This window comes from Acidiluteibacter sp., assembly GCF_055129545.1.
In genome coordinates this window covers 72,862-97,372 of sequence record NZ_JBSRUB010000034.1, presented here as the reverse complement: position 1 = coordinate 97,372, position 24,511 = coordinate 72,862, and the positions used below count along the sequence as shown (strand labels likewise).

The 24,511-nt window shown below is 36.2% G+C and carries 35 protein-coding genes; 28 read left to right on the top strand and 7 right to left on the bottom strand.

The window, feature by feature from the left end; all coding sequences use genetic code 11:
- Window positions 1-236 precede the first annotated feature (236 nt).
- From ACTB0X_RS16410 to ACTB0X_RS16380, 7 genes are all read right to left on the bottom strand, one after another.
- Window positions 237-2,324 (bottom strand): 7TM diverse intracellular signaling domain-containing protein, encoded by a 2,088-nt coding sequence (locus tag ACTB0X_RS16410; protein ID WP_463026118.1) that lies wholly within the window; start codon window positions 2,322-2,324, stop codon window positions 237-239.
- Between the two features lie 158 nt (window positions 2,325-2,482).
- Window positions 2,483-3,637, bottom strand: a complete 1,155-nt coding sequence (gene dnaJ / locus ACTB0X_RS16405; protein WP_463026117.1) for a molecular chaperone DnaJ — start codon at window positions 3,635-3,637, stop codon at window positions 2,483-2,485.
- Window positions 3,638-3,826: 189 nt separating this feature from the next.
- Window positions 3,827-4,432: a nucleotide exchange factor GrpE gene (locus tag ACTB0X_RS16400; RefSeq protein ID WP_463026116.1), complete on the bottom strand. Its 606-nt coding sequence runs from the start codon at window positions 4,430-4,432 to the stop codon at window positions 3,827-3,829.
- 91 nt (window positions 4,433-4,523) lie between these two features.
- A complete protein-coding gene (locus ACTB0X_RS16395) occupies window positions 4,524-5,072 on the bottom strand; it encodes a peroxiredoxin family protein (RefSeq protein WP_463026115.1) in 549 nt (182 codons plus the stop codon).
- A gap of 11 nt (window positions 5,073-5,083) precedes the next feature.
- Window positions 5,084-6,391 carry a UDP-N-acetylglucosamine 1-carboxyvinyltransferase gene (murA, locus tag ACTB0X_RS16390; protein WP_463026114.1) on the bottom strand — a complete coding sequence of 436 codons (1,308 nt, stop codon included), beginning with the start codon at window positions 6,389-6,391 and terminating at the stop codon, window positions 5,084-5,086.
- A gap of 12 nt (window positions 6,392-6,403) precedes the next feature.
- The gene (locus ACTB0X_RS16385; protein WP_463026113.1) at window positions 6,404-7,045 is read right to left on the bottom strand and encodes a DUF4290 domain-containing protein; all 642 of its coding nucleotides are present in this window, start codon (window positions 7,043-7,045) and stop codon (window positions 6,404-6,406) included.
- A gap of 67 nt (window positions 7,046-7,112) precedes the next feature.
- The gene (locus ACTB0X_RS16380) at window positions 7,113-9,446 is read right to left on the bottom strand and encodes an ATP-dependent helicase (RefSeq protein ID WP_463026112.1); all 2,334 of its coding nucleotides are present in this window, start codon (window positions 9,444-9,446) and stop codon (window positions 7,113-7,115) included.
- Between the two features lie 258 nt (window positions 9,447-9,704).
- Between ACTB0X_RS16380 and rpsL the strand changes: the two genes are divergently transcribed.
- From rpsL to ykgO, 28 genes are read left to right on the top strand one after another with little or no spacing between them, the layout of a single operon-like run.
- Window positions 9,705-10,079, top strand: a complete 375-nt coding sequence (gene rpsL / locus ACTB0X_RS16375) for a 30S ribosomal protein S12 (protein WP_160632813.1) — start codon at window positions 9,705-9,707, stop codon at window positions 10,077-10,079.
- A 37-nt stretch (window positions 10,080-10,116) separates the two neighbouring features.
- Entirely contained in the window at window positions 10,117-10,587 is a 471-nt protein-coding gene (rpsG, locus tag ACTB0X_RS16370; RefSeq protein ID WP_463026111.1) for a 30S ribosomal protein S7, read from the top strand.
- A gap of 26 nt (window positions 10,588-10,613) precedes the next feature.
- Window positions 10,614-12,722, top strand: coding sequence for an elongation factor G (gene fusA, locus ACTB0X_RS16365; RefSeq protein ID WP_463026110.1), 2,109 nt, complete (start codon window positions 10,614-10,616; stop codon window positions 12,720-12,722).
- Window positions 12,723-12,739: 17 nt separating this feature from the next.
- Window positions 12,740-13,045 carry a 30S ribosomal protein S10 gene (gene rpsJ, locus ACTB0X_RS16360; RefSeq protein WP_160632810.1) on the top strand — a complete coding sequence of 102 codons (306 nt, stop codon included), beginning with the start codon at window positions 12,740-12,742 and terminating at the stop codon, window positions 13,043-13,045.
- A 25-nt stretch (window positions 13,046-13,070) separates the two neighbouring features.
- Window positions 13,071-13,685: a 50S ribosomal protein L3 gene (rplC, locus tag ACTB0X_RS16355; RefSeq protein ID WP_463026109.1), complete on the top strand. Its 615-nt coding sequence runs from the start codon at window positions 13,071-13,073 to the stop codon at window positions 13,683-13,685.
- 21 nt (window positions 13,686-13,706) lie between these two features.
- Complete coding sequence (rplD, locus tag ACTB0X_RS16350) at window positions 13,707-14,333, top strand: 50S ribosomal protein L4 (protein ID WP_463026108.1); 627 nt, start codon at window positions 13,707-13,709, stop codon at window positions 14,331-14,333.
- A 6-nt stretch (window positions 14,334-14,339) separates the two neighbouring features.
- Entirely contained in the window at window positions 14,340-14,630 is a 291-nt protein-coding gene (rplW, locus tag ACTB0X_RS16345; protein WP_463026107.1) for a 50S ribosomal protein L23, read from the top strand.
- Between the two features lie 12 nt (window positions 14,631-14,642).
- Window positions 14,643-15,467, top strand: coding sequence for a 50S ribosomal protein L2 (rplB, locus tag ACTB0X_RS16340; protein ID WP_463026106.1), 825 nt, complete (start codon window positions 14,643-14,645; stop codon window positions 15,465-15,467).
- Window positions 15,468-15,480: 13 nt separating this feature from the next.
- Window positions 15,481-15,762 carry a 30S ribosomal protein S19 gene (gene rpsS, locus ACTB0X_RS16335; RefSeq protein ID WP_463026105.1) on the top strand — a complete coding sequence of 94 codons (282 nt, stop codon included), beginning with the start codon at window positions 15,481-15,483 and terminating at the stop codon, window positions 15,760-15,762.
- Window positions 15,763-15,773: 11 nt separating this feature from the next.
- On the top strand, window positions 15,774-16,169 hold the full coding sequence (gene rplV, locus ACTB0X_RS16330; protein ID WP_463026104.1) for a 50S ribosomal protein L22: 396 nt from the start codon (window positions 15,774-15,776) through the stop codon (window positions 16,167-16,169).
- Window positions 16,170-16,198: 29 nt separating this feature from the next.
- Window positions 16,199-16,924, top strand: a complete 726-nt coding sequence (rpsC, locus tag ACTB0X_RS16325) for a 30S ribosomal protein S3 (RefSeq protein WP_463026103.1) — start codon at window positions 16,199-16,201, stop codon at window positions 16,922-16,924.
- A 42-nt stretch (window positions 16,925-16,966) separates the two neighbouring features.
- Window positions 16,967-17,386 carry a 50S ribosomal protein L16 gene (gene rplP / locus ACTB0X_RS16320; protein ID WP_463026102.1) on the top strand — a complete coding sequence of 140 codons (420 nt, stop codon included), beginning with the start codon at window positions 16,967-16,969 and terminating at the stop codon, window positions 17,384-17,386.
- A gap of 18 nt (window positions 17,387-17,404) precedes the next feature.
- Window positions 17,405-17,605 carry a 50S ribosomal protein L29 gene (gene rpmC, locus ACTB0X_RS16315; RefSeq protein ID WP_463026101.1) on the top strand — a complete coding sequence of 67 codons (201 nt, stop codon included), beginning with the start codon at window positions 17,405-17,407 and terminating at the stop codon, window positions 17,603-17,605.
- 13 nt (window positions 17,606-17,618) lie between these two features.
- The gene (rpsQ, locus tag ACTB0X_RS16310; RefSeq protein ID WP_463026100.1) at window positions 17,619-17,876 is read left to right on the top strand and encodes a 30S ribosomal protein S17; all 258 of its coding nucleotides are present in this window, start codon (window positions 17,619-17,621) and stop codon (window positions 17,874-17,876) included.
- A gap of 1 nt (window position 17,877) precedes the next feature.
- Entirely contained in the window at window positions 17,878-18,246 is a 369-nt protein-coding gene (gene rplN, locus ACTB0X_RS16305; RefSeq protein WP_463026099.1) for a 50S ribosomal protein L14, read from the top strand.
- 23 nt (window positions 18,247-18,269) lie between these two features.
- Window positions 18,270-18,590: a 50S ribosomal protein L24 gene (gene rplX / locus ACTB0X_RS16300; protein ID WP_463026098.1), complete on the top strand. Its 321-nt coding sequence runs from the start codon at window positions 18,270-18,272 to the stop codon at window positions 18,588-18,590.
- Window positions 18,590-19,153, top strand: a complete 564-nt coding sequence (rplE, locus tag ACTB0X_RS16295) for a 50S ribosomal protein L5 (RefSeq protein ID WP_463026097.1) — start codon at window positions 18,590-18,592, stop codon at window positions 19,151-19,153. The genes rplX and rplE overlap by 1 nt, the downstream gene beginning before the upstream one ends.
- 2 nt (window positions 19,154-19,155) lie before the next feature.
- Window positions 19,156-19,425, top strand: a complete 270-nt coding sequence (rpsN, locus tag ACTB0X_RS16290) for a 30S ribosomal protein S14 (RefSeq protein WP_463026096.1) — start codon at window positions 19,156-19,158, stop codon at window positions 19,423-19,425.
- An 18-nt stretch (window positions 19,426-19,443) separates the two neighbouring features.
- On the top strand, window positions 19,444-19,842 hold the full coding sequence (gene rpsH, locus ACTB0X_RS16285) for a 30S ribosomal protein S8 (RefSeq protein ID WP_463026095.1): 399 nt from the start codon (window positions 19,444-19,446) through the stop codon (window positions 19,840-19,842).
- Window positions 19,843-19,862: 20 nt separating this feature from the next.
- On the top strand, window positions 19,863-20,417 hold the full coding sequence (gene rplF / locus ACTB0X_RS16280) for a 50S ribosomal protein L6 (RefSeq protein WP_463026094.1): 555 nt from the start codon (window positions 19,863-19,865) through the stop codon (window positions 20,415-20,417).
- Window positions 20,418-20,426: 9 nt separating this feature from the next.
- On the top strand, window positions 20,427-20,783 hold the full coding sequence (gene rplR, locus ACTB0X_RS16275; RefSeq protein ID WP_463026093.1) for a 50S ribosomal protein L18: 357 nt from the start codon (window positions 20,427-20,429) through the stop codon (window positions 20,781-20,783).
- Window positions 20,784-20,803: 20 nt separating this feature from the next.
- On the top strand, window positions 20,804-21,322 hold the full coding sequence (gene rpsE / locus ACTB0X_RS16270; protein WP_463026092.1) for a 30S ribosomal protein S5: 519 nt from the start codon (window positions 20,804-20,806) through the stop codon (window positions 21,320-21,322).
- Between the two features lie 11 nt (window positions 21,323-21,333).
- A complete protein-coding gene (gene rpmD, locus ACTB0X_RS16265) occupies window positions 21,334-21,513 on the top strand; it encodes a 50S ribosomal protein L30 (RefSeq protein ID WP_463026091.1) in 180 nt (59 codons plus the stop codon).
- Between the two features lie 12 nt (window positions 21,514-21,525).
- A complete protein-coding gene (rplO, locus tag ACTB0X_RS16260) occupies window positions 21,526-21,975 on the top strand; it encodes a 50S ribosomal protein L15 (RefSeq protein WP_463026090.1) in 450 nt (149 codons plus the stop codon).
- A gap of 7 nt (window positions 21,976-21,982) precedes the next feature.
- The gene (gene secY / locus ACTB0X_RS16255; RefSeq protein WP_463026089.1) at window positions 21,983-23,323 is read left to right on the top strand and encodes a preprotein translocase subunit SecY; all 1,341 of its coding nucleotides are present in this window, start codon (window positions 21,983-21,985) and stop codon (window positions 23,321-23,323) included.
- Between the two features lies 1 nt (window position 23,324).
- On the top strand, window positions 23,325-24,107 hold the full coding sequence (gene map / locus ACTB0X_RS16250; RefSeq protein ID WP_463026088.1) for a type I methionyl aminopeptidase: 783 nt from the start codon (window positions 23,325-23,327) through the stop codon (window positions 24,105-24,107).
- Between the two features lie 4 nt (window positions 24,108-24,111).
- Window positions 24,112-24,330 carry a translation initiation factor IF-1 gene (infA, locus tag ACTB0X_RS16245; RefSeq protein WP_160632787.1) on the top strand — a complete coding sequence of 73 codons (219 nt, stop codon included), beginning with the start codon at window positions 24,112-24,114 and terminating at the stop codon, window positions 24,328-24,330.
- Between the two features lie 43 nt (window positions 24,331-24,373).
- On the top strand, window positions 24,374-24,490 hold the full coding sequence (gene ykgO / locus ACTB0X_RS16240) for a type B 50S ribosomal protein L36 (RefSeq protein ID WP_160632786.1): 117 nt from the start codon (window positions 24,374-24,376) through the stop codon (window positions 24,488-24,490).
- The last annotated feature ends 21 nt before the right edge of the window (window positions 24,491-24,511 follow it).

Here is a 24,511-nt window from a genome sequence, read left to right as displayed (position 1 = left end):
GACAAAAAGCTCAGCATGACAAATAAAAAGTAGCATACTATTAAATGAAAATCTAAGCTCCTTCTTTATACAATGTCTATACCTTTGTCATCCTGAGCTTCACCGTCGAAGGGTGGGCAAAGGTAATTCAATGTTTATCTATTCAACCAAAGTTGAGTTCGCTTCCAAGAAAATGTTACATTTGAATTGAGTTGATATGCTGTAAATACTAGACCTCAGAGAGTTAAATTCGCTTCTTAAATCTCCACACCCATCACACAGATGTCATCAATTTGAGCTTCTTCGCCCATCCACCATTCTAATGTGGTTCTCAATTCGTTCAACTGCTCACTCATTGATTTATCTTGAATGCTCAACAAAAGTTTTCGGAAGTTAGTTACTTTAAATTTTTTGCCTTTTTCTCCACCAAATTGATCGTAGTAGCCGTCTGAGAACAAATAGATTTTATCCCCTTTCTCCAATTGAATTTCTCTTGAAGTAAATGGAATGGCTTCTCCTAAATGATAACCTACTGGCTGTCGGTCTGTTTTATATACGATTAACTCTTTATTTCGAATGAGGTAAAGTGGGTTATTTGCTCCAGAAAATTGCAGTCGATTGGTTTTCATGTCCCAGGCACAAAACACCATGTCCATTCCATCTTTCAGTTGTTTGTCGGGCTTAGAGTTGTTGCTCAGCGCTTTGATGACTGAGTTTCGCATGGAGTCCAATACTTTATTGGTGGTATTGATTTCTTTGTCGATGGCCACTTCATTCAAAAGAAAACTACCAATAATGCTTAAGAAAGCCCCCGGTACACCATGACCAGTCGAATCAGCTACCGTCCACAATACGATATCGTCTTTGGTTTTGTACAACCAATAAAAATCCCCACTAACAATGTCCCTCGGTTTAAACAATAGAAAACCATCTTTGAAGTATTTTTTCAATTCACCACGAGGCGGCATGATTGATTTTTGAATGCCTTTCGCATAATTGATGCTAGAGAGCAACTCCTCTTTTATCGTTTCAGCAATGTCTTTTTGCTTCTCCAATTCAATAGTCCTTTCTTTTACTTTTCGGTCTAAGTTTTCACTTGTTTGAATCTCTAATTCAAGGGCTTTAAGTTGTGCCCGTTCTTTCTCTTCTTTGATTAATCGAAATTTATTAATCAGTGCAATCGATAATAATGCGACTAAAACACTTGTGGTAATACCAGGCAAGTTTGAGGTGATGGAGTTGAAAGGGATATAACCTGTTTTCTCTAACAATAGGCAAATGGTACCAATATAGAAGGCCACCCAACCTATGAGAAATGCAGTAGATGAATGTTCTCCTTTTTTTACACTTCGAATGGAAAAAATGAGGATGATCGTTGCGAAGATCAGCATCAACAACGTACCATTGATTAACGAAGATACGGTCGATAGAAAAGGAGTGAGGGCAATATTAATTAGCCCGACAACTATGCCTATATTAAGAAGGTAGAACCAAATTTTGTTTTTTGCAGTCAATCCAAAAAACTGACGTGCAAAAAGGCAAGAGGTGGTCACGATTAAGGAAAGAGAAATGGTGTTGGTAAATTTTGAGATATATGGAATTTCACCTACTATATAGTGGTACAAATGACCATTAATTGAATTAAAAAATAGAAACAAAGAGGCTGTAAAAAATACATAATACAAGTAGGTTTTATCCTTTAGAGAGAAGTAGATAATCAAGTTGTAAATCATCATAATGATGATAATTCCGTACAAAATAAAAAATGGGGCTTCTTGATTAAAGTTGATCTCGTAAAAATAGAATGGATTATAAACCTTTACTGGAAGTTGCAAAGCACCTTCAGTTTTTATTCTAAGGTAAAACGTCTCTATATTTTTGTAAGGGACACTAATGGGAAAAATATAGAATCGGTTATTGAATCGTCTATTAGAAGCTTTCGTGAGTCCGCCCAAAAGGATCTTACTCCATTTGTTGTTTTCCAAGTAATACAATTCTACGGTATCAAGAGGAGGGTATTCCACCGCCAACATCCAATCTTGAATAGTGGGAACCTCATTTAAGAATTTTAATCTAAACCATTGGTTGTAACTTTCTTTTTCCCAATTCTTAAAAGGTGCATCAATTTGATTAAAGTTACCGGCTTTGTATAGTTTATTGATTGATGCTACATCTAAAGAATTAGTGGTGTCTTCAAAATGGAACAATTGACGGGAAATATCTATGTCCTTAATAACTGTGGTGAAAGTTATGGGTTCTTGAGCTTGACCAATCAGGGAGATTGGAATAAATTGCAATACAAGTATCACAACTATTGAGAGAAATAGTCGAAGAGTTGACTTCATTAGTGTTGTTAGACAATCTGTAACAATTGCAATATTACCACAATATACCCATTTACAGAGCTCGTATTTTTAACTTTATAAAGGTTTCAATGTTAAAAACAAATCAAAAAAAAACGGCCTTTTAAAAAAGACCGCTTTACGTATTAATAACTAAGTATTTATCTGAAGTGATCTTTCATTCGTTCGAAAAACCCCTTGTCTTTATCGGTGGGTTGGGGCTGAAAGTTTTTTGAATCTTTCAACTTTTCCAAGGTCTCTTGTTCATTTTTGGACAATTTCTGTGGTGTCCAAATGTTCACATTTACCAATATATCGCCGGTTCTGTATCCATTCAATTCTGGAATTCCTTTGCCTTTTAAGCGAAGTACCTTTCCACCTTGAGTTCCGGCATCTATTTTTACTTTCACTTTACCACCTACGGTTGGAATTTCTGCACTTGCTCCTAATACTGCATCAGTAAAACTAATGTATAGATCATAAAGTAAGTTCAATCCGTCTCGCTTGAGTTCTGAATGTTCTTCTTCTTCAATCACCACAATTAGGTCGCCAGCAATACCGCCTTTTGGACCCATATTCCCTTTGCCACTTACTGAAAGTTGCATGCCTTGTTCCACTCCTGCAGGAATATTGATTTCCACTACTTCTTCGCCTTTCTCAATTCCATCACCATGGCATTTATTACACTTGTTGGTGATGATTTTACCATCGCCACCACAAGTAGGGCAGGTAGTAGCTGTTTGCATCTGACCTAAGAAAGTATTGGTAATTCGGTTGACTTGGCCGTTTCCTTTACAGGTGTCGCAAGTAGAAAATCCGCTGCTGCCTTCTGCACCTGTTCCTGAACAAGGGGCGCATTTTACGTATTTATTCAGCTTTATTTTCTTTTTCACACCTTTCACCACATCTTCTAAAGTGAGGGTCACTTTCACGCGTAGGTTACTTCCTCGGTTTACTCGCTGACGTCTTCCGCCACCTCCACCGAAGCCACCAAAACCTCCGCCTCCGCTGAATGCGCCGCCAAAAATGTCTCCAAATTGTGAAAAGATGTCATCCATGTTCATGCCGCCGCCGCCGAAACCACCACCGCCTTGCGCGCCTGCATGTCCAAATTGGTCGTATCGTTGTTTTTTCTCAGCGTTACTTAAAACCTCGTATGCTTCAGCAGCTTCTTTAAATTTATCTTCAGCTGCTTGGTCATCAGGATTTTTATCTGGGTGAAATTTTAATGCTAACTTTCGATAAGCCTTTTTAATTTCACTTTCTGTGGCGCCTTTTGTAACACCTAATACTTCGTAATAATCTCTTTTTGCCATCTTAAATTTTTCAGAATTATACCGATTGCACTATCAAATGTCGTATACTTTATTTGGCTAAAGCTTGAATTGAGCTTTTCAACATAAACTCTCGTATACTCGTTTGCTAGTAGCTCGGCATTTACCACTTATACCTTTTAAATTAATGGGTTTATAATACTCTTGCGATATTTAAAAGGTTAATTGGTATTATTGCCCTACAACTACCTTCGCGAAGCGAATTACTTTTTCTTTGAGCATATAACCTTTTTCTACTTCGTCTATTATTTTACCTTTCAAATCCTCTGTAGGAGCAGGTACTTGCGTGATTGCTTCTTGAACATCACTGTCAAATCGCTCTCCAACTGAACTATCCATTTGAGTCAAACCTTTAGTAGCCAAAGTGTTTAATAATTTTGTGTAGATTAAATCTACTCCATCTTTCAATTGCTGAAAATCTGCTTTCTCATCCATTGATTTTTGAGCTCTTTCAAAATCATCAATTATGGGCAGCATCATTTTGATTACATCTTCTCCGGCGGTTTGGATTAACTCTAATCGCTCTTTCTGAGTTCTTTTTCTGAAATTATCAAATTCAGAATATAACCTCAAGTATTTGTCATTTAATTCTTTTACTTGAATTTCCTTTTCTTCCAATGGAGAAAGTTCAATAGTCTCTTCTTTGTTTTCAGTGGTCTCTTCAGTAGTTTCAGATTCGTTCTTCAACAAGTCTTCTTCTTGTGTATTATCTGCTGCTTTCATATTCAATCTTACTATGGTTCGTTTTAACCATTTGTCAATTCCTTTGCCAAACATAATATTGCGTCAAATTGACAGTTTACAAATTGGTTAAATACAAAAAAGACAGATAGAACTACCTGTCTTTTATTTTATGTATGGGTTATTATTACTTTACAAAAGAGCTTAATGTCGTCTCTAAGCCTTGTCCTCTCAACGATTGACCTTTTCCTATGATAATGCCATCGCCGTCGATTAAGTAGGCTGCAGGTATGGATCTAATTCCATAAAGTGTTGCTGCTTCTGATTGCCAGTACTTTAAATCACTGACGTGATTTGACCACATTAGGCCGTCTTGCATAATGGCATTTTGCCATGCTGCTTGCGCGCGATCCAATGATACACTGTATACGGTGAAGCCTTTACCATTTTTAAATTTAGTGTCTTTAAATTTTTTGTAGTTGGCCACTACATTAGGATTTTCCATTCTACATGGCCTGCACCAGCTCGCCCAAAAATCAATCAACACCAATTTTCCCTTTAAGTCTTTTAGTTCGATTTTTTTCCCATTGGGATCGTTTAATGCGATGTTAGGAGCAATGTTACCTATTTTTAAACCTACATTCTCACCTTCAAATGTTGGTTCAGGTTGTGGCACGAAGCTGTAAATAAAACCTGAAAAACAAACAATTGTCAATACTGTCCAAAACTTTTTCATCTTGTAAATTTTTAATTAATTCGTTTAATGCTAGCACCTAAAGCATTTAAGCGCTCATCTATATTTTGGTATCCTCTGTCAATTTGCTCAATGTTGTGAATGGTACTTTTACCCTTCGCCGACATTGCTGCTATTAATAATGAAACTCCTGCACGAATGTCAGGTGAAGTCATTTGAATTCCTCTTAAAGGTGTCTTTCTGTCCATTCCGATAACTGTAGCTCTATGTGGATCGCACAATATTATTTGTGCACCCATGTCAATTAATTTATCGACGAAGAACAATCTACTTTCAAACATCTTTTGGTGAACTAGAACTGATCCTTTTGCTTGAGTAGCTACTACTAAAATGATACTTAATAAATCTGGTGTAAACCCAGGCCAAGGAGCATCGGCGATTGTCAAAATTGAACCGTCAATAAAGGGTTGTACTTCATAGCTTTTTTGAGCAGGAATGAATAAATCATCGCCTCTCAATTCCATCTTAATTCCTAAACTTTTAAACACAGAAGGAATCCGACCTAAATCAGGATAAGAAACATCTTTTATGGTAATTTCCGATTGTGTCATTGCAGCCAAACCGATGAAACTTCCAATTTCAATCATGTCTGGAAGAATTTTGTGCTCACAACCACCCAATTCTGTAACGCCTTGAATTTTTAAAAGGTTAGATCCAACACCATCTATTTTGGCACCCATCTTATTCAACATTTTACACAATTGCTGAATATATGGTTCGCAAGCGGCATTGTAGATTTGAGTTTCTCCTTTTGCCATTACGGCTGCCATGATAATGTTGGCTGTTCCTGTTACTGACGCTTCGTCCAATAACATATAAGTTCCTTGTAAATTCTTCGCATTGACTTTGTAGAACTTGCTCTTTTCGTTGTAAACGAACTCAGCACCTAATTTCTCAAAACCAAGAAAGTGAGTGTCTAATCTTCTTCTTCCAATTTTATCGCCTCCAGGTTTTGGAATATATCCTTTTCCAAATCGAGCCAATAACGGGCCTAAAATCATAACAGAGCCTCTTAGACTAGCTCCTTTTTTCTTGAAAGTTTGACTGTTTAGATATTCTATATCAATATTGTCTGCTTGAAAGGAATAGTCCTCAGGGCCAAGTTTTTCAACCTTTACTCCCAAATCTTGAAGCAGGTCAATCAGTTTATTAACATCAACTATATTCGGGACTTTTCGAATAATTACTTTCTCCGGAGTTAGCAAAACAGCACACAAAACTTGCAATGCTTCATTTTTTGCTCCTTGAGGAGTTAATTCTCCTTTTAAACGTTTACCACCTTCAATTTCAAAAGTACCCATGTGCTAGTTATATTAGTATTTCTTCTTTTTATAATTGGTATTTGACTTTGGTCTCTTTTTTCCTTTTTTAGGAAAATTCTGCTTCGGAGCATTGAGCGCTGCTTTCTGAATGTCTTGAGTGGCCTCAAGAACTGTTCCTTCAGGTAAGCTTAATTTGGTTTTAGATAGTCTATTCAAATCGTTAATTATCACCTTGTCGTCTACTGAATCTCTATTCCAACTGAGGTAAAACTTTTTCATCAGATTAGCAATGGATTCAGTCAAAGCTACTTTTTCTTCTCCATCTTCCATTTCTATAGCAGCACCTATCAACTTCTCAACACCTTTGCCATAATGCTTAAAACGAATATCGTTTTGAGGGTAGGGCATGTGTTTCGGTTTTTCTATCAATTCTTCCACCGCAGGAATAGGGTATGGAGAAGGAACCTTCAATCTGAAATCAGACATTATGTATAAATGGTCCCATAATTTATGTGCGAAATCTGGCACATCTCTTAGATGTGGATTAAGTGTACCCATTACATTAATGATGGCATGTGCCACTTTTTCTCTTTCGTCGTCTTCTTCTATTCCAACTGCATAATCAATCATTTTTTGAATATGTCTACCATATTCAGGAATGATTAGGTGTGGTCTTGATGTATTATAATTCATTCTTTAATTTTCAAAATCAGCTTCAAAAGTAATAATAATGATTCCAGTTGAAACTACAATAAAGGAGTTATTTAATTATCTTGAGTTTGGCAAATTTTAACAACAACTGTTTTTCACCGATTGTATCGAAAGTAATAGTGGCCTTTACGTTAGGCGGAGTTCCATCTAATGCAGTGATTTCTCCTTTGCCAAACCTTAAATGTTGCACCCTAAAACCTACTTCAATATTATTTGCAAGTGTTGTAAACGATGGATCATCTGGAATGTTGTCAGTTACTTTTACCATTTTCTTCCTTGGGGGAATAATTACTGCTGGGGGCTTCGTTTCTTTCTTCTTGGTGTAAGTCATCGCTTTTTTACCGAATTGTGGTGTAGGTTTATTTTCTATTTCAGCAGATTTGCTGTATCCTGAATGTGTTCTTGAGTTTCTCGGTTGAGGCATGTCGTATTCAACGAACTTCTCATCTATTTCTTCTATAAAACGACTCGGTTCACAACTAATCAAATTTCCCCACTTATATCTTGATGAGGCATAGCTGATGTTAACTTGCTTTTCTGCTCGTGTAATCGCTACGTAAAATAATCGACGTTCTTCTTCTAAGTCAGATCGAGAATTAAGCGCCATTTGTGAGGGGAATAAATTTTCTTCCAAACCTACTAAATAGACATAAGGGAATTCCAATCCTTTGGCAGCATGAATGGTCATCAAGCTCACTTTATCTCTATCATCATCTTTTTCATTGTCTACGTCGGTTAGTAAGGCAATGTCTTGCATATATAAGTCCAATGTTCTTAAGGTAGTGTCTCCTTCAGGTTTGTCATCACAAAACTCTTTGATTCCGTTTAGTAATTCTTGGATATTGTCATATCGTGCGATACCCTCAGGCGTTTTGTCTGAAAAATGCTCTTTCAGGATGCCTGTTGATTGTGCGATATTACTTGCCAAATCATACGCACTCATTTTGTCATTCATCTTGGAAAAGTTGTGAATCATCACTGCAAAATCCATCACTTTATTTTGAACTGCAGCGCTAACACCAACGTTTGTAGTTTTAATATGTTTGATAACCTCCCATAGACTAGTGTCTTGTTCAGATGCGGTAAACAAAATGCGGTCGATTGTAGTTTTGCCGATTCCCCTTGTCGGGTAATTGATGACCCTTTTAATCGCTTCTTCATCAGAAGGATTAATCACCAATCGGCAATAAGCCAATAGGTCTTTAATTTCCTTTCGTTGATAAAAAGACAAGCCTCCATATATCTTGTAAGGAATGTCTTGCTTTCGAAGTCCTTCCTCCATAGAACGTGACTGCGCATTCGTTCTATATAGTATCGCAAAATCTTCGTTGTGAGCTTGAAAGTTTAGCTTCGTTTCAAAAATTGAATTGGCGACCATTCGCCCTTCTTCATTGTCGGTGAGGGTGTGGCTAACTTTAATTTTAGTTCCTTCTTCATTTGCCGTCCAAACTTCTTTCTCCAATTGCTCTTTGTTGTTTTTGATGGCAGAGTTGGCTGCATTGACTATGTTCTTTGTTGATCGGTAATTTTGCTCTAATTTGAAAGTCTTTAAGTCCGGATAATCTTTTTCAAAATTTAAAATGTTTTGAATGTTGGCTCCACGGAACGCATAGATACTTTGAGCATCATCACCTACCACACAGATATTTTCATTAACAGCTGCTAGCTTTTTAACAATTAAGTATTGTGAGTAGTTTGTATCTTGGTACTCATCTACCAATAGGTATTTGAAACGGTGTTGGTATTTGTGTAATACTTCCGGAAAATCTCTTAAAAGAACATTGGTTTTGAATAACAAATCATCAAAATCCATTGCGCCAGCTCTAAAGCAACGTTGTTCGTATAGCTTATAGATTTCGCCAATTTTAGGCTTAGCCATTTGTCTATCTTCGGCTTGAATGGTCACATTATTTAAATAGGCTTGCGCCGACATTAAATTGTTTTTGGCTGAAGAAATTCGATTCAAGACCAATGCAGGTTTGTAGGATTTGTCATCTAATCCCAATTGTTTCGTGATGTCTTTTATTAAACTCTTTGAGTCTGCACTATCATATATGGTAAAGTTGGAAGGATAATGTAACTTTTCAGCTTCACTTCTTAAAATTCGCGCAAAAACGGAGTGAAAGGTTCCCATCCATAAGTTTCTAGCCTCATTACCACCAACAATTTTTGCAATTCGGCCTTTCATTTCTTTGGCCGCTTTATTCGTAAAGGTTAATGAAAGTATACTAAAAGGATCAACTCCTTTTTGAAGCATATGAGCTATTCTATAAGTCAAAACTCTTGTTTTTCCTGATCCAGCGCCCGCTATTACCATCGTCGGGCCTTCGGTATTGATGACCGCAGCTTTTTGGGCTTCGTTTAATCCTTCTAAATAATCCATGAGTGCAAAATTAGCGATTCACTCAATTTTATAAAGGAGATTGACGAGATTTAATTCACATCTCTTGGTAATGAATTTTATTTCATGCAAAAATGAACTAAAAAATGAGCAATTTTGCGCTTTAAATAACGGTGTAGAAAAAAACTACATAAAATAATTAAAAAATATTAATCGCATCATTGCTTTAAATAAAAAATCTTGTACATTTGCGTCCCCAAAAATTTGGGATAATTTGTGCATTTATATAAATAATAACGTATGCCAACGATTCAACAACTTGTAAGAAAAGGTAGAGTAAAGCTTGAGAAGAAAAGTAAATCTGCTGCTTTAGATTCTTGTCCTCAGAGAAGAGGAGTTTGTGTAAGAGTTTATACTACAACACCTAAGAAGCCTAACTCAGCAATGAGAAAAGTAGCAAGGGTAAGATTAACGAACCAAAAAGAAGTGAATGCTTACATTCCTGGTGAAGGTCACAACTTGCAAGAACACTCGATAGTGTTAGTAAGAGGTGGAAGAGTAAAAGATTTACCTGGAGTTCGTTACCATATCGTTAGAGGAGCTTTAGATACTGCTGGTGTTGCCGGTCGTACGCAAAGAAGATCTAAGTATGGTGCTAAAAGACCAAAGAAATAAGATAATAAGACTTTAAAAGTATTAAGGTAGAGAAACCATGAGAAAGACTAGAGCTAAAAGTAGACCAATTCTTCCAGATCCAAGATTCAACAATGTTGATGTTACAAGATTTGTAAACAACTTGATGTATGACGGTAAGAAAAGTATAGCGTACACTATTTTTTATTCAGCAATGGATATTATCCAAGAGCGTTTGAAAGATGAAAATGCGTTAGAAGTATGGAAAAAAGCTGTTGAGAATGTTACCCCACAAGTAGAGGTAAGAAGCAGAAGAGTAGGAGGAGCAACATTCCAAATTCCACAACAAATCCGTGACGAAAGAAAAACGTCTATGGCTGTTAAGGCAATGATTGGTTATGCAAGAAAAAGAAACGAGAAAACAATGGCTGATAAATTAGCCGGAGAAATTATCGCTGCTTTTAAAGAAGAAGGTGCTTCACACAAAAAGAAAGAAGATACTCACAGAATGGCAGAAGCAAATAAAGCTTTCTCTCACTTTAGATTCTAAATAATACTTAAGAACATAATAATACAATGGCAAAAAGAGATCTTAAATACACCAGAAATATTGGTATTGCAGCACACATTGATGCTGGTAAAACAACTACCACTGAGCGTATATTGTTCTATTCAGGAGTAAGTCACAAGATTGGTGAAGTTCACGATGGTGGTGCTACAATGGATTGGATGGAGCAAGAGCAAGAAAGAGGTATTACCATTACTTCTGCTGCTACTACTGTATTCTGGCCTTACAAAGACCAGCAATATCACATAAACATTATTGACACTCCTGGACACGTTGATTTTACTGTTGAAGTAAATAGATCTCTTCGTGTATTGGATGGTTTAGTATTTCTTTTTAGTGCTGTTGATGGTGTAGAGCCACAATCAGAGACTAACTGGAGATTAGCCAACAACTATAATGTTGCTCGTATTGGTTTCGTAAACAAAATGGACCGTCAGGGTGCTGAGTTTTTGAAAGTATGTAAGCAAGTGAAAGAAATGTTAGGTAGTACTGCTGTGCCATTGCAGTTGCCGATTGGTGCTGAAGAAACATTTAGAGGAGTTGTTGACTTATTAAATTTCAAAGGAATTATCTGGAATGAAGATGATTTTGGAATGACTTATGAGACAATCGACGTTCCTGAAGATATGGTTGAAGAAGCGACTCATTATAGAGAATTATTATTGGAAGCTATCGCTGAATTTGATGATACTTTAATGGAGAAGTACTTTGAAGATCCTGCTTCAATAACTGAAGTAGAAATCTTAGCTGCATTGAGAGCTGCGACTATCTCTATGAAAATTGTTCCTATGGTTTGTGGTTCATCTTTCAAGAATAAAGGTGTTCAAACTATGTTGAACTATGTGATGGAATTATTGCCATCTCCAATGGATGTTGAAGCTATTGATGGAATTAATCCTGATACTGAGCAGCCTGCAAGCAGAAAGCCAAGTGCTGACGAGCCATTTGCAGGATTAGCATTTAAAATCGCAACAGATCCTTTCGTAGGTCGTTTATGCTTTACAAGAGCATATTCTGGTGTATTGGAAGCTGGATCATATATCTTGAATGCAAGAACTGGAAAGAAAGAGCGTATTTCACGTATTTTCCAGATGCATGCAAACAAGCAAAATCAAATTGAAAGACTACAAGCAGGAGATATTGCTGCATTAGTAGGATTTAAGGATATTAAGACTGGAGATACACTTTGTAATGAAGCTCATCCAATCGTATTGGAGTCTATGGACTTTCCAGATCCAGTTATCGGAATCGCAATTGAGCCTAAAACTCAAGCCGATGTTGATAAATTAGGAATGGCATTAGCGAAGTTGTCTGAAGAGGATCCAACATTGACTATACATACTGACGAAGAATCAGGTCAAACTGTTTTGAGCGGTATGGGAGAGTTACACTTGGATATTATCTTGGATCGTTTGAAAAGAGAATTTAAGGTTGAATGTAACCAAGGAGCACCTCAAGTAAACTATAAAGAAACAATCACTGGATCGGTTCATCATAGAGAAGTTTATAAAAAACAATCTGGTGGTCGTGGTAAGTTTGCAGATATTCAAGTAACAATCGAAGCAGTTTCTGACATTGAGAAAGAAGGTTTAGAGTTTGTAAACGAAGTGAAAGGTGGTAACGTACCAAAAGAATTTGTTCCTTCTATTGAGAAAGGATTCAAAGAAGCAATGAAAAATGGAGTATTGGCAGGTTATCCTGTAGATAGTTTAAAGGTTACATTGCATGATGGATCTTTCCACCCAGTGGATTCTGATCAATTGTCTTTTGAATTGGCCGCTAAAATGGCATACAGATCTGCAATGCCTAAAGCAAACCCAGTTATTTTGGAGCCTATCATGAAAATGGAAGCAGTAACTCCTGAAGAGTATATGGGAGATATCGTAGGTGATTTGAACAGAAGAAGAGGTCAAGTTGATGGTATGGACGACAGAAATGGCGCGAAGGTTATCAAGGCTAAAGTGCCATTGTCAGAAATGTTTGGTTATGTAACCTCATTGAGAACAATGTCATCTGGTAGAGCAACTTCTTCAATGGAATTCTCTCATTACGATCAATTACCACAGAACCTTGCAAAAGTTGTTATTGACAAGGCACACGGAAAAGTAGAAGCTTAATATTTAAGATATATAGAATGAATCAAAAAATTCGCATAAAACTGAAATCATACGATTTTAACTTGGTTGATAAATCAGCAGAAAAAATCGTAAAGACAGTAAAGTCTACAGGCGCAGTAGTTAGTGGTCCAATTCCATTGCCTACGCACAAAAGAATTTACACTGTATTGAAATCTCCTCACGTAAGTAAGAAAGCAAGAGAGCAGTTTCAATTAAGTTCTTACAAGCGTTTATTAGATATTTATAGTTCTACTTCTAAAACAGTAGACGCATTAATGAAACTTGAATTGCCAAGTGGAGTTGACGTAGAGATAAAAGTATAATTAGTAATAATTTATAATCAATAGGATGCCAGGTATAATAGGTAAAAAAATAGGTATGACTAGCGTTTTTAGTGCCGAGGGGAAAAATATCCCATGCACAGTTATAGAAGCGGGTCCTTGTGTCGTAACACAAGTAAAGACATCCGAAGTTGACGGCTACGAAGCTATTCAGCTAGGTTACGGAGAAAGAAAAGAGAAGCGTACTTCTGCTGCTATGAAAGGACATTTCAAGAAGGCGGGTACAACTCCAAAAGTTAAAACTGTAGAATTTAAAGGTTTTGACGACAAAAAAGTAGGGGATTCAGTAGATGTTTCTTTATTCGCAGAGGGCGAATGGGTAGATGTTACTGGAACTTCAAAAGGAAAAGGTTTCCAAGGGGTTGTTAAGAGACATGGTTTTGCCGGTGTTGGTGGACAAACTCACGGTCAGCACAACAGACTTAGAGCTCCAGGATCTATTGGTGCTGCTTCTACCCCTTCTAGAGTAATGAAAGGGATGAGAATGGCAGGTCAAATGGGTGGCGAACGAGTAACAACTGAGAATTTAGAGGTTGTAAAAGTTTATCCTGAGAAAAACCTGATTGTGTTGAAAGGTTCTGTGCCAGGCGCAAAAGGATCAATCGTAACTATTAACAAGTAAAATATCCGGAGGAATCACGATATGGAATTAACTGTAAAGAACATCAAGGGTAGCGATACCAAGAAGAAGGTAAATCTTTCGGATAGTATCTTCGGTATTGAACCTAATGATCATGCGATATACCTAGATGTAAAACAATATCTAGCGAATCAAAGACAAGGTACAAGTAAAGCGAAAGAAAGAGCTGAAGTTACTGGTAGTACAAGAAAGATTAAGAAGCAGAAAGGAACTGGTACAGCGAGAGCTGGTAGTATCAAGTCTCCTGTTTTCAAAGGTGGAGGTACTATATTTGGACCACGCCCAAGAGATTATAGCTTCAAATTGAATAAGAAATTGAAAGCTTTAGCTAGAAGATCAGCTTTATCTTACAAAGCAAAGAACGGTCGGTTGTCTATTATAGAAGACTTCACTTTTGATGCTCCTAAAACAAAGGAATTCAAGTCGATACTAGAAAATTTGAAAGTAAATGATAAAAAATCATTAATTGTGCTTTCAGATTTAAATAAAAACATATATTTGTCGTCCCGAAATTTGAAAAACACTAAAGTAGTAACTGCTTCAGGTTTAAGCACATATGATTTGATGAATGCTTCAAATATTTTGCTAAGTGAAGGGTCTTTAGAGTCAATTCAAACATTATTAAGCTAGATAGCCATGAGTATTATACAAAAGCCGGTAATTACCGAAAAGATGACTAACCTAACAGAAAGTCTTGGTAGATATGGATTTATTGTTGAGAGATCAGCAAATAAGATTCAGATCAAAGAGGCTGTTGAGAAAGCATATGGTGTTACAGTGAAAGATGTAAACACTATGAATATTTTCGGTAAGAAAAAGACAAGATATACCCGAACAGGATGGGTAGAAGGAAGAACTAATAGTACTAAAAAAGCTATTGTGACTCTTGAAGAAGGAGAAGCAATTGATTTTTACAGTAATATTTAATAGAGCGTAAAGATGGCAGTAAAGAAGTTAAGACCAACTACACCGGGGCAAAGATTTAAAGTTGCTTCGACTTTTGAAGAAATCACTAAATCAACTCCTGAAAAGAGTTTGATCGCTACAAAATCTAAATCAGGTGGTAGAAATAACACTGGTAAGATGACGATGCGTTACATTGGTGGTGGTCACAAACGTAAGTATAGAATTATAGATTTTAAAAGAGATAAGCATAATATTCCAGCAAAAGTTGCTTCAATAGAGTATGATCCAAATAGATCAGCTCGAATCGCTTTGTTAGTTTATGCTGACGGAGAAAAGCGATATATTATTGCACCAAATGGTTTAGCTGTTGATCAAATAGTTGTGTCAGGTGAAGGTGTTGAGCCAGAAGTTGGTAATGCAATGTTACTTTCAGAAATTCCTTTAGGTACTATTATTCACAATATTGAATTAAGACCTGGACAAGGTGGTAAAATGGCTAGAAGTGCTGGTTCTTACGCTCAGTTAGTAGCAAGAGAAGAAAAGTACGTAGTGATTAAGTTGCCTTCAGGTGAAACTAGAATGATCTTGACTACTTGTTTAGCTTCTATCGGAGCTGTTTCTAATTCTGACCACATGTTGGAACGTTCAGGAAAAGCAGGTAAATCTAGATGGTTAGGTAGACGCCCAAGAGTTAGGGGTGTTGTTATGAACCCTGTTGATCACCCAATGGGTGGTGGAGAAGGTCGTTCTTCAGGAGGTCATCCAAGATCAAGAAAAGGATTACCATCTAAGGGATACAAAACAAGAGCTCCTAAGAAGCAGTCAAGTAAGTATATAATCGAGAGAAGAAAGAAATAATAACAGCTAGAGTATGAGTCGTTCATTAAAGAAACCACCATTTGTGCATTATAAATTAGCTCTTAGAGTTGAAGACGCACAGAGTTCAGGAAAGAAAAATGTTATTAAAACTTGGTCAAGAGCCTCTTTAATTACTCCTGATTTTGTAGGATTAACAATAGCAGTACACAATGGTAATAAATTTATTCCTGTTTATGTTACAGAGAATATGGTAGGTCATAAGTTAGGAGAATTTGCTCCAACAAGAACTTACAGAGGCCATGGTGGTAATAAAAAGGATAAAGGAAGAAAGTAAAAAATTGAACTATGGGTGCTAGAAAAAGATTACGAGCAATCGAGAGAAAAGAAGCAAACAAAACGGTAAGTTTTGCTAGTTTAAAGAATTGCCCTACTTCACCAAGAAAGATGAGGTTAGTTGCTGATATGATCAGAGGCGAGGAAGTAACTAAAGCTTTATATATGTTGCAGTTTAGCTCAAAAGATGCAGCTGGTAAAATGGAGAAATTACTTCGTTCTGCTATTGCGAATTGGGAAGCTAAGAATGAGGGAGAGAGACCAGAAGATCACAAATTAGTGGTGAGTATGGTGAAAGTTGATAGCGCTCGTATGTTGAAGCGATTGAGACCTGCTCCACAGGGAAGAGGACATAGAATTAGAAAAAGATCTAACCACGTTACTATCATTGTTGATAGTGTGAAATAATAATTGTTTACGAAGAATATCAGTATATAATGGGACAGAAAGTAAATCCAATAGCCAATCGATTAGGAATCATCAAAGGATGGGATTCAAATTGGTATGGTGGTAGAAATTACGCCGACAAGTTAGCAGAAGATGATCAAATAAGAAAATATTTGATGGCACGTTTAGCAAAGGCAAGTATTTCAAAGATTATTATTGAAAGAACGTTGAAGTTAATCACTGTTACTATTAACACTTCGCGTCCAGGAATTATCATCGGTAAAGGTGGTAAAGAAGTTGATAAACTTCGTGAAGAGTTGAAAAAATTGACGAAAAAGGATGTTCAAATTAACATATTTGAGATTAAACGTCCTGAACTAGATGCACAATTGGTTGCGGATAGTGTTGCTCGCCAAATCGAAGGAAGAATTTCTTTTAGAAGAGCTTCTAAAATGGCAGTAGCCTCTTCAATAAGAATGGGTGCTGAAGGAATTAAGATTTCTACTGCGGGTAGATTAGGTGGTGCTGAAATGGCTCGTACCGAATCTTACAAAGAAGGTAGAACTCCATTGCACACATTTAGAGCCGATATTGATTACGCTTTAGCTGAAGCACATACTACTTATGGTAGAATTGGTGTGAAAGTATGGATTTGTAAAGGCGAAATATACGGGAAGAGAGATTTATCACCAAATATTGGGTCTAATAAGCCAACTAAAGGTGGTCAAGGAAGAGCAGATGCTGGAAACAGATTTAGAGGAAAGAAAAGAAAATAATATTTCGAAGATTTAAGTAACGATAGAATAAAGTAGAAAGAGATGTTACAACCGAAGAGAACGAAGTTTAGAAAAATGCAGAAGGGTAGAATGAAAGGTAATGCCGGAAGAGGTTCCGAAATTGCTTTTGGAAGTTTTGCCATCAAAACAATGGAATCTGCATGGATTACGGCTAGACAAATTGAAGCTGCTCGTATTGCAGTAACAAGATATATGAAAAGAGAAGGTCAAATATGGATTCGTATTTTTCCAGACAAGCCGGTTACTAAGAAGCCTGCAGAGGTAAGGATGGGTAAGGGTAAAGGAGCACCTGAATTATGGGTTGCAACAATTAAGCCTGGTCGTATTTTGTTCGAAGCTGATGGTGTGCCTTTGGAAGTTGCTAAAGAAGCAATGAGGTTGGCTGCACAAAAGCTACCGGTTAAGACTAAATTTATTGTTAGAAGAGATTATAACGCATAATCTATAAACAGGATACAAATGAAACAAGCAGATATAAAAAATCTTTCTACAGATGATCTACAAGAGCAGCTCGCAGAAAATGTAACACTTATCGAGAAATTAAAGATGAGTCATGCAGTTTCTCCTTTGGAAAATCCAAAACAAATAACAGTTGCAAGAAAAACAATTGCTAGACTGCAGACTGAAATTAGGAAGAGAGAGCTTCAAGTAGCTAAATAAGAAAATTACTTCGATGGAAAAGAGAAATTTAAGAAAAGAAAGAATTGGTGTTGTTCTTAGTAATAAGATGGAGAAGTCTATTACAATTGCTGTAGAAAGTAAGGTAAAGCACCCAATTTACGGTAAGTTTATTAAGAAAACTTCCAAGTTTATGGCTCATGATGAAAAGAATGAGTGTAGCATTGGTGATACTGTAAAGATTATGGAAACTCGTCCTTTAAGTAAGAGTAAGAACTGGAGATTAGTAGAAATCATAGAGAAAGTTAAGTAAGATGATACAGCAAGAGTCAAGGTTATCTGTTGCAGATAATAGCGGTGCGAAAGAAGTTTTATGTATTCGCGTTTTAGGTGGTACAGGAAAGCGTTATGCTAGAATTGGAGATAAGATAGTTGTTTCTGTAAAAAGTGCTATCCCTTCAGGTAACATAAAAAAGGGAGCTGTTTCAAAAGCAGTTGTAGTAAGAACAAGAAAGGAAATTAGAAGACCAGACGGATCTTATATCAGATTTGATAATAACGCTGTAGTTCTTCTAAATGCAACCGGAGAAATGAGAGGTACTCGAATTTTCGGTCCTGTTGCTCGTGAATTAAGAGACAGACAATTTATGAAAATTGTTTCTTTAGCTCCTGAGGTATTATAAATAAATTGAAATCTAAGAAGACTATGTCTAAGTTACATATAAAAAAAGGGGATAAGGTTAAAGTTTTGTCTGGCGAATCTAAGAACAAGGTTGGTACAGTAATAAAAGTTTATCCTGACACTAAAAGAGCGATTGTTGAAGGCGAAGAGATTAAAAAGGCTAGTAAGCATACTAAACCTAACGCTGCAAATCCACAGGGTGGTATTGTACAACAGGACGCACCGATTCATATTTCTAACCTAATGGTTGTTGACTCGAAAGGAGTTGCTTCAAAAACAGGAAGAAAAGTGGAAGAAGGTAAAACAGTAAGGTTTAACAAAAAATCAGGGGAGGTAATTAAGTAATGAACTATTCACCGAGACTAAAAGATCAATATAAGGAAACCGTTAAGGATTCTTTGATGAAGCAATTTGATTACAAAAGTGTAATGCAGATTCCAAGATTGACAAAGATTTGTATCAACCAGGGTGTTGGTAAAGCTGTTGCTGATAAGAAATTAATTGATTCTGCTGTTAGTGAGATTTCAATGATAACTGGTCAGAAAGCAATTGCAACATACTCTAAGAAGGATATTTCTAACTTTAAGTTAAGAAAAGGAATGCCTGTAGGAGTTAAAGTTACTTTAAGAGGAGAAAGAATGTATGAATTCTTAGATCGTTTGATTTCAGTTTCATTACCTCGAACAAGAGATTTTAAAGGAATTAACAATAAAGGTTTTGACGGAAAAGGAAACTATACTTTAGGTATTAAAGAACAAATTATTTTCCCTGAAATCAATATTGATAAAGTAAATAATATTAGTGGTATGGACATAACTTTTGTGACTACTGCTGAAACAAATGATGAAGCAAAAGCTTTGTTGAAAGAATTTGGTTTACCATTTATGAAAACTAATAAAGAAGCATAGTTATGGCAAAGGAATCAATGAAAGCCAGAGAGCGTAAAAGACAAAGACTGGTTGAAAAATATGCCGATAAAAGAGCAGCCCTAAAAGCGGCAGGTGATTGGGAAGCATTACAAAAATTACCTAAAAATTCTTCTGCTGTTAGATTGCACAATAGATGTAGCTTAACAGGAAGACCAAAAGGATATATGCGTCAATTTGGTGTTTCAAGGGTAAAATTTAGAGAGATGGCTTCATATGGTTTAATACCAGGAGTAACAAAAGCTAGTTGGTAATATTGTAATAGTTTAAAAATGACAGATCCAATATCAGATTATTTAACAAGAGTTAGAAACGCAGTAGCTGCTAAACATAGAGTAGTAGATATACCTGCATCTAATTTGAAAAAAGAGATTACAAAGATTCTTCATTCAAAAGGTTATATTTTGAATTATAAGTTTGAAGAAGGTGTAAATACTCAGGGAAACATAAAAATTGCGTTGAAATATCACCCTGTTTCTAAAGAATCAGCAATTAGAAATTTGACAAGAATTAGTAAACCAGGTCTTCGTAAATATGCACCATCAGATAATCTGCCGCGTGTAATTAACGGTTTAGGTGTAGCTATTCTTTCTACTTCTCAAGGTGTAATGACCGACAAAGAAGCAAAGAATTTGAAAGTTGGTGGTGAAGTTTTATGTTACGTTTACTAAGAATTGAAATAAGTTAAGTTATGTCACGAATAGGAAAAGCTCCAGTTAAAATAGCGAAAGGCGTTGAAATTACAGTTTCTGATAAGAATCTTGTAACTGTAAAAGGACCAAAGGGCGTTTTAACACAACAAGTTGATACCGCTATTACTGTAGAAGTGAAAGAAGGTCAAGTTGAATTGGTAAGACACACTGAGCAAAAGCCTCACAAGGCGATGCATGGTTTATATAGATCTTTAATTAGCAACATGGTTGTTGGTGTATCTGAAGGTTATAAAACTGTACAAGAATTAGTGGGTGTTGGATATAGAGCTGCAAACACAGGGCAACGATTAGAATTGTCTTTAGGTTTTTCTCACAATATTGTATTTGAAATTCCAGAAGAAGTATCTGTTGTTACTGCAAGTGAGAGAGGTCAAAACCCAACTGTTACTTTAGAGTCATACGACAAGCAGTTGATTGGTCAAGTTGCAGCAAAAATTAGATCACTTAGAAAACCTGAGCCATACAAAGGAAAGGGTATCAAGTTTAAAGGAGAACAATTAAGAAGAAAAGCTGGTAAATCAGCCTCTAAATAATATTATATCATGGCTTTATCAAAGAAAGATAGAAGAATTCGAATTAAAAGAAGAGTTAGAAAGGTCGTTAAAGGATCTTCAGATAGACCTAGAATGTCTGTTTTCAGAAGCAATAAAGAAATTTACGTACAGCTGATTGATGATGCTACGGGAACAACTATATTGACTGCCTCTTCTTCAGAAGCTGAAATAGCAAAGTCAAAAGCTAATAAAGTAGAAAAAGCCGCTTTAGTTGGTAAAGCTGCTGCTGCAAAAGCAAAAGCTGCCGGTATCGAAACGGTAAGTTTTGATAGAAATGGTTACTTATACCACGGTAGAATTAAGTCATTGGCAGAAGGTGCACGTGAAGGTGGCTTAAACTTTTAATTAGCAAATTAGATTAGATTATGGCAAACGCGAATATAAAAAGAGTAAAGTCAAGCGAAATCGAATTGAAAGATAAGCTTGTAGGAATTCAAAGAGTTACTAAGGTAACAAAAGGGGGTAGACATTTTAGTTTCTCAGCAATAGTTGTTGTAGGTAACGAAAATGGTGTAGTAGGTCACGGATTAGGTAAAGCCAATGAAGTAACTGAAGCTATCGCTAAAGGAATCGATGATGCAAAAAAGAACTTAATTAAAGTTCCAATTGTAAACGGAACTGTTCCTCATGAACAATACGGAAAGTATAGCGGAGCACAGATTTTCTTGAAGCCTGCTGCACATGGTACTGGTGTTATCGCTGGTGGTGCAATGCGTGCTGTATTAGAAAGTGTTGGTGTAACTGATGTACTTGCTAAATCAAAAGGTTCTTCAAACCCTCACAATGTTGTTAAAGCGACTATTCAAGCTCTTGCAACAATGCGTGATGCTTATACAGTAGCAAAACACAGAGGTGTTGACTTGAATACTGTTTTTAACGGATAATATTGATTGAGATGGGAATGATTAAAATCACACAAGTAAGAAGTTACATTGGAAGACCTGAGAGACAAAAAAGAACATTGATTGCTCTAGGTTTAAGAAGAAACAATCAATCTGTAGAGGTTGAGGGAACTCCTCAAGTTTTAGGAATGGTTAATAAAGTAAAACACCTTGTCTCTGTAAAAGAGATATAAAATATTTTTAGAATGGATTTAAGTAATCTAAAACCTGCAGAAGGTTCAAATAAAAGTGCTAAAGTAAGAATAGGTAGAGGTATTGGTTCAGGAAAAGGACGTACAGCTGCTAGAGGCCATAAAGGTGCAAAATCTAGATCTGGATATTCTAAGAAGGTTGGATTTGAAGGTGGTCAAATGCCACTTCAAAGACGTGTTCCTAAATTTGGTTTTACTAACATCAATAGAAAAGAATTTGTAGGGATCAATTTAGATACAATACAAACTTTAGTAGATGTTAAGAAATTAACTAAAATAGATTTTGATGCATTAATCGCTAACGGTTTTGCTTCTAAAAATAGTTTAGTAAAAATTCTTGGTAGAGGAACATTGGATGCTTCAGTTGAAGTGCATGCTCACGCATTTTCCAAAACAGCAAAAGAAGCAATAGAAACCAAAGGTGGTAAAGCAGAATTAATTTAATTCCAAAATGAAGCGATTCCTAGAGACAATACAAAATATTTTTAAAATTGAAGACCTTAGGGTGCGTATTTTGAATACCCTAGGTTTTCTATTGATATATAGATTAGGTTCATACGTAGTACTTCCTGGAGTTGATTCAGCAGCGTTACAAGTAGCAAATGCAGGTGGCGGCGGTGGTATCGCAGGCCTTCTAGATTTGTTCGCAGGTGGTGCTTTTTCTAGAGCATCAATTTTTGCGTTGGGTATTATGCCCTATATTAGTGCATCTATTGTGGTACAATTATTAGGTATCGCTATTCCATATTTTCAAAAATTACAGAAAGAGGGAGAGAGTGGAAGAAGAACGATTAATCAAATTACTCGTTTTTTAACTATTGCAATTGTTGGATTTCAAGCTCCAGGTTACATTGCATCTCAAGTTCCTGAATTTACTGGTGGTGGTGCTATGGTTCGTCCTGATACATTCTTTTGGTGGTTTACTACTGTGATTATACTAATTACAGGAACCATGTTTGTAATGTGGTTAGGTGAGCGAATTACTGAGAAAGGTATTGGAAACGGTATCTCTTTGATTATTATGATTGGTATTATTGCTAACCTACCTTTTGCTTTTGTTGCTGAGTTTGCATCAAGACTAAAAGATGGTGGCTTAGTTATCCTTTTAGTAGAATTAGTTTTACTATTGGTAATTATAGTTGGTACTATATTATTAGTTCAAGGGACTAGAAGAGTTCCTGTTCAATATGCTAAAAGAATAGTTGGAAATAAGCAATATGGTGGAGTACGTCAGTATTTGCCATTAAAGGTGAATGCTGCTGGTGTTATGCCTATCATCTTTGCTCAAGCAATTATGTTTATTCCAATTACCTTGGTTGGGTTTTCTGACTCAGAAAGTCTATCTGGAGTGGCTGCTGCGCTTAGTGATTATACTGGGTTTTGGTATAACTTTATTTTTGCATTAATGATTATCGCTTTCACATACTTCTATACAGCAGTTACTGTGAATCCGAATCAGATGGCAGATGAAATGAAAAAGAATGGTGGTTTTATTCCTGGTGTTAAACCTGGAAAAAGAACTGCAGAGTTTTTAGATAATGTATTGTCTAGAATTACACTTCCGGGATCTATATTCCTTGCTTTGGTAGCAATTTTACCTGCCTTTGCCGGAATATTTGGAGTAAATGGACAATTTGCACAATTCTTTGGAGGAACATCTTTACTAATTATGGTAGGGGTTATATTAGATACGCTTCAACAAATCGAAAGTCATTTATTAATGCGTCACTATGATGGATTAATGAAGTCTGGTAGAATTAAAGGACGATCTAGCGTAAACATGGCAGGATAGAATGGTTTATTTGAAGACTGAAGAAGAAATTGAATTATTAAGAAAGAGTTCTTTACTTGTTTGTAGAACATTGGCTTTGGTTGCTCCCATGGTGAAACCAGGAGTTTCAACATTAGAGTTGGATAAAATCGCAGAAGAATTTATTCGAGATAATGGAGGGGTACCAAGTTTTAAAAATTACAATGGGTTTCCAAATACCTTATGTGCTTCTCTAAATGAAGCTGTAGTTCATGGGATACCTAATAAAAAGCCACTTAATGACGGAGATATTATTTCTCTTGATTGTGGTGTTTTTATGAATGGCTTTCATGGAGATGTAGCTTATACCTTTGAAGTTGGTAATGTAAGTGATGACATTAAGATGTTATTAAAAACCACCAAGGAAGCTCTTCAATTGGGAATAGATGCTGCGGTTGCAGGTAATCGAATAGGAGATATCGGTAACGCAATACAAACCCATGCTGAGTCTAATGGATATGGAGTTGTAAGAGAATTAGTTGGTCATGGCTTAGGACGTGACTTGCATGAAGCACCTGAAGTTCCAAATTATGGAAAGCGTGGATCAGGTATGATATTAAAAGAAGGGTTGGTGATAGCAATAGAACCAATGATTAATTTGAAAAATAAAGGAGTACGCCAAGACAAGGATGGTTGGACGATAATCACATCGGATAATAAGCCTTCAGCGCACTTCGAACATGATGTTGTTGTTAGAAAGGGTAGAGCCGAAGTATTGTCAACACATGAATATATTGAAGAAGCATTAAATAAACAATTGATATAAATTTATGGCTAAGCAAAAGTCAATAGAACAAGATGGAGTGATAGTAGAAGCATTGTCAAATGCAATGTTTCGAGTTGAACTTGAAAATGGACATGAAATAATTGCTCACATTTCAGGTAAGATGAGAATGCACTATATCAAGCTATTGCCGGGAGATAAGGTTAAGGTGGAAATGTCACCTTATGATTTATCGAAAGGAAGAATTAGTTATAGGTATAAATAATAAAATAAAAATCATAACTTTGCGCCCCGAAAAATAGGTAAACATGAAAGTAAGAGCATCAATTAAGAAGAGAAGTGCGGAATGCAAAATTGTTAGACGAAAGGGAAAACTTTACGTGATCAACAAAAAGAACCCTAAGTTCAAACAAAGACAAGGATAGTAATTAAGAAATAAATTAAGC